General features: G+C 71.2%; 11 protein-coding genes. 7 read left to right on the top strand and 4 right to left on the bottom strand.

From position 1 onward, the window contains the following. Position 1 precedes the first annotated feature (1 nt). A complete protein-coding gene (locus tag ACZ67M_RS15180) occupies positions 2 to 1,294 on the bottom strand; it encodes a hypothetical protein (RefSeq protein WP_392009854.1) in 1,293 nt (430 codons plus the stop codon). 101 nt (positions 1,295 to 1,395) lie between these two features. Here ACZ67M_RS15180 and ACZ67M_RS15175 point away from each other — a divergent pair, with 101 nt between their 5' ends. From ACZ67M_RS15175 to tuf, 5 genes are all read left to right on the top strand, one after another. Then, positions 1,396 to 2,454: a glycosyltransferase family 2 protein gene (locus tag ACZ67M_RS15175; protein WP_469851134.1), complete on the top strand. Its 1,059-nt coding sequence runs from the start codon at positions 1,396 to 1,398 to the stop codon at positions 2,452 to 2,454. Positions 2,455 to 2,672: 218 nt separating this feature from the next. Then, positions 2,673 to 3,044 carry a 30S ribosomal protein S12 gene (gene rpsL / locus ACZ67M_RS15170; protein ID WP_003948652.1) on the top strand — a complete coding sequence of 124 codons (372 nt, stop codon included), beginning with the start codon at positions 2,673 to 2,675 and terminating at the stop codon, positions 3,042 to 3,044. A gap of 2 nt (positions 3,045 to 3,046) precedes the next feature. Beyond that, a complete protein-coding gene (gene rpsG, locus ACZ67M_RS15165) occupies positions 3,047 to 3,517 on the top strand; it encodes a 30S ribosomal protein S7 (RefSeq protein WP_003974303.1) in 471 nt (156 codons plus the stop codon). A 39-nt stretch (positions 3,518 to 3,556) separates the two neighbouring features. Beyond that, positions 3,557 to 5,683, top strand: a complete 2,127-nt coding sequence (gene fusA / locus ACZ67M_RS15160; RefSeq protein WP_064729335.1) for an elongation factor G — start codon at positions 3,557 to 3,559, stop codon at positions 5,681 to 5,683. A gap of 168 nt (positions 5,684 to 5,851) precedes the next feature. After that, a complete protein-coding gene (gene tuf, locus ACZ67M_RS15155; RefSeq protein WP_064729336.1) occupies positions 5,852 to 7,045 on the top strand; it encodes an elongation factor Tu in 1,194 nt (397 codons plus the stop codon). A 106-nt stretch (positions 7,046 to 7,151) separates the two neighbouring features. On the opposite strand, the gene ACZ67M_RS15150 is transcribed toward tuf, so the two are convergent. The 3 genes from ACZ67M_RS15150 to ACZ67M_RS15140 all read right to left on the bottom strand — a co-directional run bounded on the left by ACZ67M_RS15150 (position 7,152) and on the right by ACZ67M_RS15140 (position 10,541). After that, complete coding sequence (locus ACZ67M_RS15150) at positions 7,152 to 9,611, bottom strand: FtsX-like permease family protein (protein WP_469851133.1); 2,460 nt, start codon at positions 9,609 to 9,611, stop codon at positions 7,152 to 7,154. Beyond that, positions 9,605 to 9,727: a hypothetical protein gene (locus ACZ67M_RS15145; RefSeq protein ID WP_467319826.1), complete on the bottom strand. Its 123-nt coding sequence runs from the start codon at positions 9,725 to 9,727 to the stop codon at positions 9,605 to 9,607. The genes ACZ67M_RS15150 and ACZ67M_RS15145 overlap by 7 nt, the downstream gene beginning before the upstream one ends. Positions 9,728 to 9,794: 67 nt before the next feature. Beyond that, positions 9,795 to 10,541, bottom strand: coding sequence for an ABC transporter ATP-binding protein (locus ACZ67M_RS15140; protein ID WP_469851131.1), 747 nt, complete (start codon positions 10,539 to 10,541; stop codon positions 9,795 to 9,797). A gap of 171 nt (positions 10,542 to 10,712) precedes the next feature. Here ACZ67M_RS15140 and ACZ67M_RS15135 point away from each other — a divergent pair, with 171 nt between their 5' ends. Both ACZ67M_RS15135 and ACZ67M_RS15130 read left to right on the top strand, forming a co-directional pair. Beyond that, entirely contained in the window at positions 10,713 to 12,002 is a 1,290-nt protein-coding gene (locus tag ACZ67M_RS15135) for a sensor histidine kinase (protein ID WP_392009867.1), read from the top strand. Then, the gene (locus ACZ67M_RS15130) at positions 12,002 to 12,634 is read left to right on the top strand and encodes a response regulator transcription factor (protein WP_361352941.1); all 633 of its coding nucleotides are present in this window, start codon (positions 12,002 to 12,004) and stop codon (positions 12,632 to 12,634) included. Before ACZ67M_RS15135 ends, ACZ67M_RS15130 begins: the two co-directional genes overlap by 1 nt. Positions 12,635 to 12,700 lie beyond the last annotated feature (66 nt).

Below are 12,700 nucleotides of genomic sequence, written 5' to 3'. Positions count from 1 at the left end.
GCTACGGCACGCCCAGTTCGAAGATCACGTAGTGCGCGTACCAGCCGGAGGCGAGGGCCGTCGTGGTGAAGAAGACGATCAGGCTCGGGAGCTTCAGGCGGCTCAGGGCCGCGGCGGGGGCCAGGAGCAGGGGGAAGGCGGGGAGCAGGTAGCGCATGGTGTTGCCGAACATCTGCTGGGTGCCGAGGACCGTGATGATCGAGGCCAGGGTGTAGGCGACCAGGACCAGCGGGGGCCGCTTGCGCAGCATCAGGGCGATCAGGAAGGGCAGCGCCAGGACCAGCTGGAGGGAGAGCAGGTCCGGGGTGGAGAAGGCGAAGTGGTAGTCGCCCTTGCCCACGGTGAGGTTGCGCAGCACGTCCAGGGTGTAGGCGCCGTAGTCGAAGAAGTGGGCCCAGCCCTCGCGCTGGAGGGTGAAGTACGCGGTGGCCTCGCCCGTGCTCCAGCCGACCCAGGCGATGTAGCCGAGGAGGCCGACCGGGGCGACGAGCATGGCGTACACCGGGCCGCGTATCCCGTGTTCGCGCCGGGACTCGGGGCGGGCCAGCGTCACCAGGGCGGCGAGTCCCACGGCGCCGATGAGCACGGCGGAGGTGGGTCGGTTCAGGCCCGCGGTGAAGGCGAGCAGGCCGGCCGCCACCCAGCGCCGGGTCATCACGGCGTAGCAGGCCCAGGCGGCGATGGCGACGAACAGGGACTCGGAGTAGACGGCCCACTCGACGCCCGCGCCGGGGGCCACGGCGAACAGGCCGGCCGCGATGGTGCCCGCGCGCGCCCCCGCGAGCAGCGAGATCACCGCGTAGATGCCCGCCGCCGCGATGAACGACGAGACGACCGAGACCAGGATCCCGGAGCCGTACAGGCCGAGGCCGGTGGACTCCGAGACCATGCGGATCAGGGCCGGGTAGAGGGGGAAGAACGCCACCGAGTTCTGCTGGACCGTGAACAGGCCGTCGGAGTCGAGCCGGACCAGGGAGGGGTGGTAGCCGTGCTCGGCGACCTGGAGGTACCACCAGCCGTCCCACGTGGCCAGGACGTCCCACCAGTGGGCGCCGCCGCCGAAGCGGGGGTTCTTCTCCCGGAAGTCCCCGGCGTACGTCAGCAGGGTGGCGAAGACGCCGAGGCCGACCAGTTTGGTGACGCCGTACAGGAGGAGCGGGGGCAGGTAGGGGCGGGCGGCTTCCGGCAGGCGCGGAGGCCAGGTCGCCCAGGGGCGTTCCCGTGGTCCGCCGGACCGTGCCGTGCGTGCGCCGTCCGACCCGTCGGTCACCGTGTCGTCGGCAGCCGTGTCCATGGCTGTCATCCCCCTTGGCCCACCCTCAACCGTCAATTGCTGCCATAAGATCGCACAAGAGTCGCACATCTGTGCTCAGTGTCGGGGAGAGGGGAGGCGCGGTGCCCGAGGAACCGGAGGCGGAGCAGCACGAACCCGTCGTGCTGTCGGTCGTCATACCCATGTACAACGAGGAAGAGGTCCTGCCCGCCCTGGTCAGCAGGTTGCGCCCGGTCCTCACGGAGCTGGGCGTGCGGCACGAGGTCGTCGTGGTGGACGACGGCAGCGGCGACCGCACGGCGGAGCTGCTGGCCGCCTTCCGGCTGGGCTGGCCGGAGCTGCGCGTGGTCGCGCTGCGGCGCAACTCCGGACACCAGGCGGCCCTCACCGCGGGCCTGGACCGCGCCGTGGGCTCCTACGTCGTCAGTCTCGACGCCGACCTCCAGGACCCGCCGGAGAAGATCCCGGAGATGCTGGAGCTGGCCCGTACACAGGGCCTGGACATCGTCTACGGCGTGCGGGACGACCGCAGCAGCGACTCCGGGTTCAAGCGGTGGTCGGCGGGGGTCTACTACCGCCTGATGCGGCGCCTGGCGGGCCCGTCCGTGCTCGCGCAGGCCGGGGACTTCCGGCTGCTCAGCCGGGCCGCCGTGGACGCGCTGAAGGCCCTGCCGGACCAGCAGCGGGTCTACCGCCTCCTCGTGCCCTGGCTGGGCTTCCCGAGCGGTTCGGTGACCTACGAGCGGGCGCCGCGCACGGCCGGCCGCACCAAGTACCCGCTGGGCCGGATGATCCGCCTCGCCGTCGACAGCGTGACCGGCTTCTCGGCGGCCCCGCTGCGCATCGCCACCTGGCTGGGCGCCGGCGCCTTCGTGGTCTGCCTGGGGCTGCTGGTCTACACGCTGACCGCCTTCGCGCTGGGCCGCACGGTCCCCGGCTGGACCTCGCTCTTCACCGGCATCGTGTTCATCGGCGGGGTGCAGCTGATCTGTGTCGGTCTGCTCGGTGAGTACGTCGGGCGCATATACACGGCGGTGCAGAACCGGCCGACGTACTTCGTCCGGGACGACACCGCGGCGTCCCCGCCCGTACCGGCACCCGCGCCCGCACCCGGCGACGGAACGATCGGGACGCAGAGGGACGAATCGGGTACGGGTGCCCGCGCCGCCCATTTGTTTTGACCGCAGCGAATGCGGTAGGTACGCTCAGACCTTGTGCCTGGGGTGTGCCCTGGCCCTCGTGCGTGTCTTCAACCGCGGTGAGGGTCGTGACCGCCACCGCAATCCGCGCTCTCTCCCGCCTGGCGGCAGGGGTTCGCGGCTTCGACACACCCGACCGCGTGGGTCGGCGAGTGTTCCGGGTTAGCTTCACCATTCGGCACACAGAAACCGGAGAAGTAGTGCCTACGATCCAGCAGCTGGTCCGGAAGGGCCGGCAGGACAAGGTCGAGAAGAACAAGACGCCCGCACTCGAGGGTTCTCCTCAGCGCCGGGGCGTCTGCACGCGTGTGTTCACGACCACCCCGAAGAAGCCGAACTCGGCCCTGCGTAAGGTCGCGCGTGTGCGTCTGACCAGCGGGATCGAGGTCACCGCTTACATTCCGGGTGAGGGGCACAACCTGCAGGAGCACTCCATCGTGCTCGTGCGCGGCGGCCGTGTGAAGGACCTGCCGGGTGTTCGCTACAAGATCATCCGCGGTTCGCTCGACACCCAGGGTGTCAAGAACCGCAAGCAGGCCCGCAGCCGCTACGGCGCCAAGAAGGAGAAGTAAGAATGCCTCGTAAGGGCCCCGCCCCGAAGCGCCCGGTCATCATCGACCCGGTCTACGGTTCTCCTCTGGTGACCTCCCTGATCAACAAGGTGCTGCTGAACGGCAAGCGCTCCACCGCCGAGCGCATCGTCTACGGCGCCATGGAGGGCCTGCGCGAGAAGACCGGCAACGACCCGGTCATCACGCTGAAGCGCGCTCTCGAGAACATCAAGCCGACCCTCGAGGTCAAGTCCCGCCGCGTCGGTGGTGCGACGTACCAGGTGCCGATCGAGGTCAAGCCCGGTCGCGCCAACACCCTCGCGCTGCGCTGGCTCGTCGGTTACTCCCGCGCCCGTCGCGAGAAGACCATGACCGAGCGTCTGCTCAACGAGCTCCTCGACGCCTCCAACGGCCTCGGTGCCGCTGTGAAGAAGCGCGAGGACACGCACAAGATGGCCGAGTCCAACAAGGCCTTCGCGCACTACCGCTGGTAGTCGCTACCCCCATCGAGACCGAGAGAAGACTGAAGCCTTATGGCTACCACTTCACTTGACCTGGCCAAGGTCCGCAACATCGGGATCATGGCCCACATCGACGCGGGCAAGACGACCACCACCGAGCGGATCCTGTTCTACACCGGCGTCAGCTACAAGATCGGTGAGGTCCACGACGGCGCCGCCACGATGGACTGGATGGAGCAGGAGCAGGAGCGTGGCATCACGATCACGTCTGCTGCGACCACCTGTCACTGGCCGCTCGAGGACAACGACTACACGATCAACATCATCGACACCCCGGGGCACGTCGACTTCACCGTCGAGGTGGAGCGTTCCCTGCGTGTGCTCGACGGTGCCGTGACCGTGTTCGACGGTGTCGCCGGTGTCGAGCCGCAGTCCGAGACGGTGTGGCGTCAGGCCGACCGCTACGGCGTGCCCCGCATCTGCTTCGTGAACAAGCTGGACCGCACCGGCGCCGAGTTCCACCGCTGCGTGGAGATGATCTCGGACCGCCTGGGCGCCCAGCCGCTCGTCATGCAGCTCCCGATCGGTGCCGAGGCCGACTTCAAGGGCGTCGTGGACCTGGTCCGCATGAAGGCGCTCGTGTGGTCCGCCGAGGCCGCCAAGGGTGAGATGTACGACGTCGTCGACATCCCGGCCACGCACACCGAGGCCGCCGAGGAGTGGCGCGGCAAGCTGGTCGAGGGCGTCGCGGAGAATGACGAAGAGATCATGGAGCTGTTCCTGGAGGGCCAGGAGCCCACCGAGGAGCAGCTGTACGCCGCGATCCGTCGCATCACCATCGCCTCCGGCAAGTCCAGCGACACCACGGTCACCCCGGTGTTCTGCGGCACCGCGTTCAAGAACAAGGGCGTCCAGCCCCTGCTCGACGCGGTCGTGCGCTACCTGCCGACCCCGCTCGACGTCGAGGCCATCGAGGGCCACGACGTCAAGGACCCCGAGGTCGTCGTCAAGCGCAAGCCGTCCGAGGAAGAGCCGCTGGCCGCGCTCGCGTTCAAGATCATGAGCGACCCGCACCTCGGCAAGCTCACCTTCGTCCGGGTCTACTCGGGCCGCCTGGTGTCCGGCACTGCCGTGCTGAACCCCGTCAAGGGCAAGAAGGAGCGCATCGGCAAGATCTACCGCATGCACGCCAACAAGCGTGAGGAGATCGAGTCGGTGGGCGCCGGCGACATCGTCGCCGTCATGGGCCTGAAGCAGACCACCACCGGTGAGACGCTGTCCGACGACAAGAACCCGGTCATCCTGGAGTCCATGGACTTCCCGGCGCCGGTCATCCAGGTCGCCATCGAGCCCAAGTCGAAGGGCGACCAGGAGAAGCTCGGCGTCGCGATCCAGCGCCTGGCCGAGGAGGACCCCTCCTTCCAGGTCCACTCGGACGAGGAGACCGGCCAGACCATCATCGGCGGTATGGGCGAGCTGCACCTTGAGGTGCTGGTCGACCGCATGCGCCGTGAGTTCAAGGTCGAGGCCAACGTCGGCAAGCCGCAGGTCGCGTACCGCGAGACGATCCGCAAGGCCGTCGAGCGCGTGGACTACACCCACAAGAAGCAGACCGGTGGTACCGGTCAGTTCGCCAAGGTGCAGATCGCGATCGAGCCGATCGAGGGCGGCGACGCCTCGTACGAGTTCGTGAACAAGGTGACCGGTGGCCGCATCCCGAAGGAGTACATCCCTTCGGTGGACGCCGGTGCTCAGGAGGCCATGCAGTTCGGCATCCTGGCCGGCTACGAGATGACGGGCGTCCGCGTCACGCTCATCGACGGTGGCTACCACGAGGTCGACTCCTCCGAGCTCGCCTTCAAGATCGCCGGTTCGCAGGCCTTCAAGGAGGCCGCGCGCAAGGCTTCGCCCGTGCTCCTCGAGCCGATGATGGCCGTCGAGGTCACCACGCCCGAGGACTACATGGGCGACGTCATCGGTGACATCAACTCCCGCCGTGGCCAGATCCAGGCCATGGAGGAGCGGATGGGTGCCCGCGTCGTGAAGGGCCTCGTGCCGCTGTCGGAGATGTTCGGCTACGTCGGAGACCTCCGCAGCAAGACGTCGGGTCGCGCAAGCTACTCGATGCAGTTCGACTCCTACGCCGAGGTTCCCCGGAACGTCGCCGAGGAGATCATCGCGAAGGCCAAGGGCGAGTAACAGAGTCCGTTTACCGGACCCCGTTCTCACGCTTTAGGCTTGACCCCGGAGCCTGCATGGGGCATTCCGCCACAACCCGGCGGAATGCCCCGGCACCCGGGCTTTCCAGCAAAGATCACCTGGCGCCGATGAGTAAGGCGTACAGAACCACTCCACAGGAGGACCCCAGTGGCGAAGGCGAAGTTCGAGCGGACTAAGCCGCACGTCAACATCGGCACCATCGGTCACATCGACCACGGTAAGACGACCCTCACGGCCGCCATTACCAAGGTGCTGCACGACGCGTACCCCGACCTGAACGAGGCCTCGGCCTTCGACCAGATCGACAAGGCTCCTGAGGAGCGCCAGCGCGGTATCACGATCTCCATCGCGCACGTCGAGTACCAGACGGAGACGCGTCACTACGCGCACGTCGACTGCCCCGGTCACGCGGACTACATCAAGAACATGATCACGGGTGCGGCGCAGATGGACGGCGCCATCCTCGTGGTCGCCGCGACCGACGGCCCGATGCCGCAGACCAAGGAGCACGTGCTCCTGGCCCGCCAGGTCGGCGTTCCGTACATCGTCGTCGCCCTGAACAAGGCCGACATGGTGGACGACGAGGAGATCCTGGAGCTCGTCGAGCTCGAGGTGCGTGAGCTCCTCTCCGAGTACGAGTTCCCGGGCGACGAGCTTCCGGTCGTCAAGGTCTCCGCTCTGAAGGCCCTCGAGGGCGACAAGGAGTGGGGCAACTCGGTCCTCGAGCTCATGAAGGCCGTGGACGAGTCCATCCCGGAGCCCGAGCGCGACGTCGACAAGCCGTTCCTGATGCCGATCGAGGACGTCTTCACGATCACCGGTCGTGGCACCGTCGTCACCGGTCGTATCGAGCGCGGCATCCTCAAGGTCAACGAGACCGTCGACATCATCGGCATCAAGACCGAGAAGACCACCACCACGGTCACCGGTATCGAGATGTTCCGCAAGCTGCTCGACGAGGGCCAGGCCGGTGAGAACGTCGGCCTCCTGCTCCGCGGCATCAAGCGCGAGGACGTCGAGCGCGGCCAGGTCATCATCAAGCCGGGCTCGGTCACCCCGCACACCGAGTTCGAGGCGCAGGCCTACATCCTGTCCAAGGACGAGGGTGGCCGCCACACGCCGTTCTTCAACAACTACCGTCCGCAGTTCTACTTCCGTACGACGGACGTGACCGGCGTCGTGACCCTCCCCGAGGGCACCGAGATGGTCATGCCGGGTGACAACACCGAGATGAAGGTGGAGCTCATCCAGCCCGTCGCCATGGAAGAGGGCCTGAAGTTCGCCATCCGCGAGGGTGGCCGGACCGTGGGCGCCGGCCAGGTCACCAAGATCAACAAGTAAGCTTCGCTTGCTTGTCGGTCCGATGACCTGACATGGGCTGATGCCTGAAAGGGCCCGTACGACTCCGGTCGTACGGGCCCTTCGCATGTCCGGGGGAGGGGCGGGTCTACTCGCGCGTCCCCGCGAGTTCCCCCGCGCGGCGCCGCGTGGCGAGCCCCGCAGGGACCACCGAGGCGGTCACCGCGAGGACGGCGCAGGAGGCCGCGACCCCGCCGAGGGCCGTCCACGGCAGCTTGACGGCGGTGTCCACCGAGAGCAGGCGCAGCGCACCCCACATCCCCGCCAGGTTGAGCCCGGCCACCACCAGCCCGAGCAGCGTGCCGACCGCCACCACCAGCAGCGACTCGGCACCGACCATCCGAAGCACCTGCCGGCGGGTGGCACCGGCCAGCCGCAGCACCGCCAGCTCGCGCCCGCGGTCGGCGGTGGCCATCACCATGGTGTTGACCAGGGAGATCCCGGTGTAGAGCAGGGCGATGCCCAGCACCAGGAAGAGGCCCGCCCGGGTCGTGCCGTTGGTCCCCGGGGAGGCGGCCGCGACCCACTCGTACCGGCTCGACACCCGCCCGCCTGTCGGGCCCACCGCCTCGCGCAGTCCGGCGGCCACCGCCCCGGCGTCGGCGCCGTCCGCGAGGGCGACGTCCACCCGGTCGACCGGGGCGCCGGGGGCGTTGGCCCGCGTGACGTAGACGCCGTTGCCGCCGGTGCCGGTCGCCATCACGGCGGCGATGCGCAGCGTCCTGCGGGTGCCGTCTCCGAGCCAGACCCGCACGCTCTGGCCCACGGAGTGCCGCTCCCACTCCCCGTTGACGATGATCGAGGCGTCGTCGAGGCCGGTCGTCCTGCCCTCCGTGAGCGGCAGCCGGGTGGTGGCGGCGAGGGCCTCGGGGTCGGCGACGGCACGCGCGTCGGACCTGATGAGCGCGGTGCCCTCCTCCAGGACGTACACCGCGCCGGACGCGGTCGGGGAGACCACCGCGCCGGGCACCGAGCGCAGCCGGTCCACGGCGCGGGCGTCCAGGCCCGTGCCGTCCGCCGCCGTGACCACGAAGGCGGCGGCGGTCCGCTCGCGCGTCTGGGCGGCCTCGGCCTCGTCGAGCGTCGCCGTGGCACCGAGCAGCGAGCCCGCGAGGGCGACCGTCACCAGCACGGGCGCCGCGACGGCGGCCGTCCGGCGTACCCCGGCGGCGGCGTTCTCCCGCACCAGCAGGCCCGTCGCGCCCGGCAGCCGGGCCGGCAGGCGGGCCAGGAGCCGCGACAGCGGTCCCACCACGACGGGCGCGAGCATCGCCACCGCGGTGATCAGCAGCATCGGACGGCTCACGTACGTCTTGCGGTGCAGCAGGCCGCCGGGGTCGCCGGCCAGCGCGATGCCGAGCGTCACCAGGGCGGTCAGCAGCAGGCCCCCGCCGAACAGCCACCGGCCCCACGTCATCGCGCCGGTGTCCACGGACGCCTCGCGCAGCGCCTGCGTCGGGGCCGTGCGCCCCGCCCGCCAGGACGCGGCGAGCACGCCGCACAGGGCGACGAGGAGCCCCGTCCAGAAGGCCGTGTGGTACGGCCAGGCGTGGTCGCCGATGGTGAACCAGGCCGGTGCCAGGCCGCTGTCGACCACCCGCGCGGCCAGGTGCGGCGCACCCCACGCGCCGAGCCCGCAGCCTGCCGCGGAGGCGAGCATGCCCACCCCCAGGGCCTCGGCCACCACCAGCGCCCGGAGCTGCCCGGGTGTCGCCCCGGCGGTGCGCAGCAGCCCGAACTCCCGGCGCCGCTGCGCCACGGTGAAGGCGAACGTGGAGGCCACGACGAACACCGACACGAAGGCGGTGACGCCGCCGGCCGTGCCGAACATGGCGTTCATCGCGGTCAGCGCCTCGCGGTCCCGGTCCGGATCGGCGTCGGCCAGCCTGCGGTCGTCCCCGGTGAGGACGCGCACCCCCGGGCTGCCGCGCACCGCGTCCCGCACCGCCGAGGCGTCCGCGTCGACCGTGAGCTGAAGGCTGACGGGGGAGAGCCGCGCGGCCTCGGCGTCGGTGTAGAAGACGGCGTGCTCGAAGCCGCGGTCCGGCACGGTGCCCACGACCCGGACGGTTCCGCGGTCGGTGCGCAGCCGCTCGCCCGGCGCGGCCCAGCCGCCGGTGACGACGACCTCGCCGGCGGTGCGCGGCGCGCGGCCCGTGTCGATGGCGTACGGGGCGAACGCGGCGGTGGACCACGGGTGGCCCACCAGGTCACCGGGTCCGCCCTCGGCGCGTACCGGGAAGGACCGGTCGGCGACGACCCGGCCGAGCCGCTCCAGTTCCGCCACGGTCCCGGCCGGCACGGCACGCGGCCGGGCCAGCTCGTGCGTGCGGTCGCCGACCGGCGTGGGGACCCGCAGGGTGTCCTGGCCGCGCACCACGACCGGCGCCGCGGCGAACCGCTCCGGCTCCCGGTCGGGCGCGTCCAGCGAGGAGGCGAGGGCCAGCCCCGTCACGGTGAGCAGGGCGACGCCCAGCGACAGCGCGACGAAGCTGCCGGCGAAGGTGGCCCAGCGGGTGCGCAGGGTGCGCAGGGCGACACTCAGCACGGGAGGGCCTCCGGCCGGGGTGTGGGGGTGGTGACGGCGTCGGCGGTCGTGGCGGCTGGTTCGCCGTTCACGCGGTCGGTGACGCGGGCGGGTGCGTCGATGGCGAGGTTCAGCACGGGAGGGCCTCCGGCCGGGTCGGGAGCATGGGTAGGGGAAGTTGCCGGACGGTGAGCGGCGCGGCGCTCAGCACGGCGCGGTCTCCAGCCGGGTCATGCGGGACGCGATGGCGTCGGCGCCCGCGCCGGTCAGTTCGCCGTGGACGTGGCCGTCGGTGAGGAAGACCACGCGGTCGGCGTAGGAGGCGGCGACCGGGTCGTGGGTGACCATGACGACGGTCTGGCCCGCGTCGTCGACCATGCCGCGCAGCAGGGTCAGCACCTCGTGGCCGGTCCGCGAGTCCAGGGCCCCGGTCGGCTCGTCGCCGAAGAGCACGTCGGGGCGGGTGATCAGGGCGCGGGCCAGGGCGACGCGCTGCTGCTGTCCGCCGGACAGCTCGCTGGGCCGGTGTCCGGCCCGGTCGGCGAGTCCCACCTGCCGCAGCACCTCGCGCACCTGCGCGCGGCCGGGCCGGCGCCGGGCCAGCCGCAGCGGCAGCGCCACGTTCTGCTCGGCGGTCAGCGACGGCAGCAGGTTGAACGCCTGGAAGACGAAGCCGATGCGCTCGCGGCGCAGCAGCGTCAGCCTGGTCTCGCTCAGCCGGGTCAGCTCGGTGTCCCCGACGACGACCGACCCGGACGTGGGCCGGTCGAGACCGGCGGCGCACTGGAGGAGGGTCGACTTGCCCGAGCCGGAGGGGCCCATGACGGCGGTGAAGCTGCCCCTGGGGAAGGCCAGGGAGACGTCGTCGAGGGCCGTCACGGTGTGGCCGCCCGCCCCGTACCGTCTGCTGACGGACCGCAACCGGACCGCGTGGACCGCGCTGTTGTTCATCTGTCCCCACTCCACCTTCGTCGCCTTCTGCGCTGGTGACTCCACGAAACCGTCCGGGACCCCCGCGGCGCAGTGAGGCGGAGGCGAGACGTGGGGTAGGGCGGGCCATACCCCCGAAGCGCCCCCTGGGCCGATGGTCCGGCCGCGGAGGGGAGTTCTACGGTGATCGGCATGCACCCTCGGAACGTGTGGCAGGCCATGTCCGGCCCCGGCTTCCTGCTGTCGGCGTGGCCCTGGCGCGCGGTCGCCCACCTGCTGACCGGGGCGGTGGCCGGTGCCGTGACCCTGGTGGGGATCACGGCCGCCGCCGCTGTCGCCGGTGTCCTCGCCGTCGTCGTGGTGGGCCTGCCGCTGCTGGTCCTCACCGTCCTCGCGGGCATACCCGTCGCCCACCTGGAGCGGTACCGGCTGCGCATCGTCGACCGCGACCCCGCCCCGGACCGGCACCGGCGGCCGGCCGTGCCGGGGCTGTGGCCCTGGCTGACCACCCGGCTGCGGGAGCGGGCGACCTGGCGGGAGCTGGGCCACGCCCTGCTGTTCGCCGGTCTGCTCTGGCCGGTGGACGCCGTGGTCGTCACCGCCGCCCTGGCCACCCCGCTGTCCATGGTGGCCACCCCGCTGCTGATGGCGACCGTCGGCGGCGGCGCGGAGGCGAAAGTGCTCAAGACGTGGACGGTCACCACCTGGCCGACCGCGTTCGGCGCCGCGCTCCTCGGCCTGCTGCTCCTCGCCCTGGGCGGCTACGCGCTGGGTCTGGCCGCCGGTGCGCGGGCCGAGCTGACCCGGGTCCTGATCGCCCCGCGCGACGGCGACCTGGGCGCCAGGGTCGTCGAACTGACGCGCTCGCGCGTGCGGTTGGTGGACGCGTTCGAGTCGGAGCGGCGCCGTATCGAGCGCGATCTGCACGACGGGGCGCAGCAGCGTCTGGTGGCCCTGACGATGGCCCTCGGCCTGGCCCGGCTGGACGCGCCGCCCGGACCGCTGGCCGATCAGCTCGCCAAGGCGCACGGCGAGGCGGGCAAGGCGCTGGAGGAACTGCGGGAGCTGATCCACGGCATCCACCCCAAGGTCCTCGCCGACTACGGCCTGGAGGCCGCGGTGGCCGACGCCGCCGACCGGTCCGCCGTGCCCGTCGACGTCACCCTGGAGCTGGCCGGGAGGCTGCCCCAGGCGGTGGAGGCCGCCGCCTACTTCGTGGTCCGCGAGGCCCTCGCCAACGTCGGCAGGCACAGCGGCGCCGACCGCGCGGAGGTGACCGGCGGGCACCTCGACGGACGGCTGTTCCTTGAGGTCAGGGACGACGGCCGGGGCGGCGCCGACGCCGGGGCGGGCAGCGGGCTGACCGGTCTCGCCGACCGGGTGTCGGTGCTCGATGGCAGACTCTCCCTGTCCAGCCCGCCGGGCGGACCGACCCTGTTGCGCGTGGAGATTCCTTGCGAGTGGACCGAACGCTTCGCGTAGTGCTGGCCGAGGACAGCGTGTTGCTGCGGGACGGGCTGACCGGCCTGCTCGCCCGCTTCGGCCACCGGGTCGAGGCGGCCGTGGGCGACGCCGACGCCCTCGTCGCGGCCGTGGCGGAGCACGGCCCGGACATCGTCGTCACCGACGTCCGCATGCCGCCCGGCTTCCAGGACGAGGGCTTGCGCGCGGCCGTGGGACTGCGCGAGGAGCGGCCCACCCTGCCGGTTCTCGTCCTCAGCCAGTACGTGCAACGGGCCTACGTCTCCGACCTGCTGGACTCCGGCGACGGCACCGGTGTCGGCTACCTGCTCAAGGACCGCGTAGGCCAGGTCGAGGAGTTCGTCGGGGCGCTGACCGAGGTCGCGGCCGGCGGCACGGTCGTCGACCCGGAGGTGGTACGCCAGTTGCTGCGCCGCCGCCGGGACCCGCTGGAGCGGCTCACCCCGCGTGAGCGGGAGGTGCTCGCGCTGGTCGCGGAGGGCAGGTCCAACGCGGCGGTCGCCCGCCAACTCGTCGTCTCCGAGGCGGCGGTGGGCAAGCACATCGGGAGCATCCTCACCAAGCTCGACCTGCCTCCGGCGACCGACACCCACCGCAGGGTGCTGGCGGTCCTGGCGTATCTGCGGGCGTGAGGCGGCCGTTGGCCTGCCCGCGGAGGGGTTGTGATTGGGTCACGAACCCCTCGTGGCCCTGCACTT

The organism is Streptomyces sp. NPDC107500 (assembly GCF_055582785.1).
Note: the sequence above shows the minus strand (reverse complement) of the source record. Positions and strands in the feature narration are given on the sequence as shown.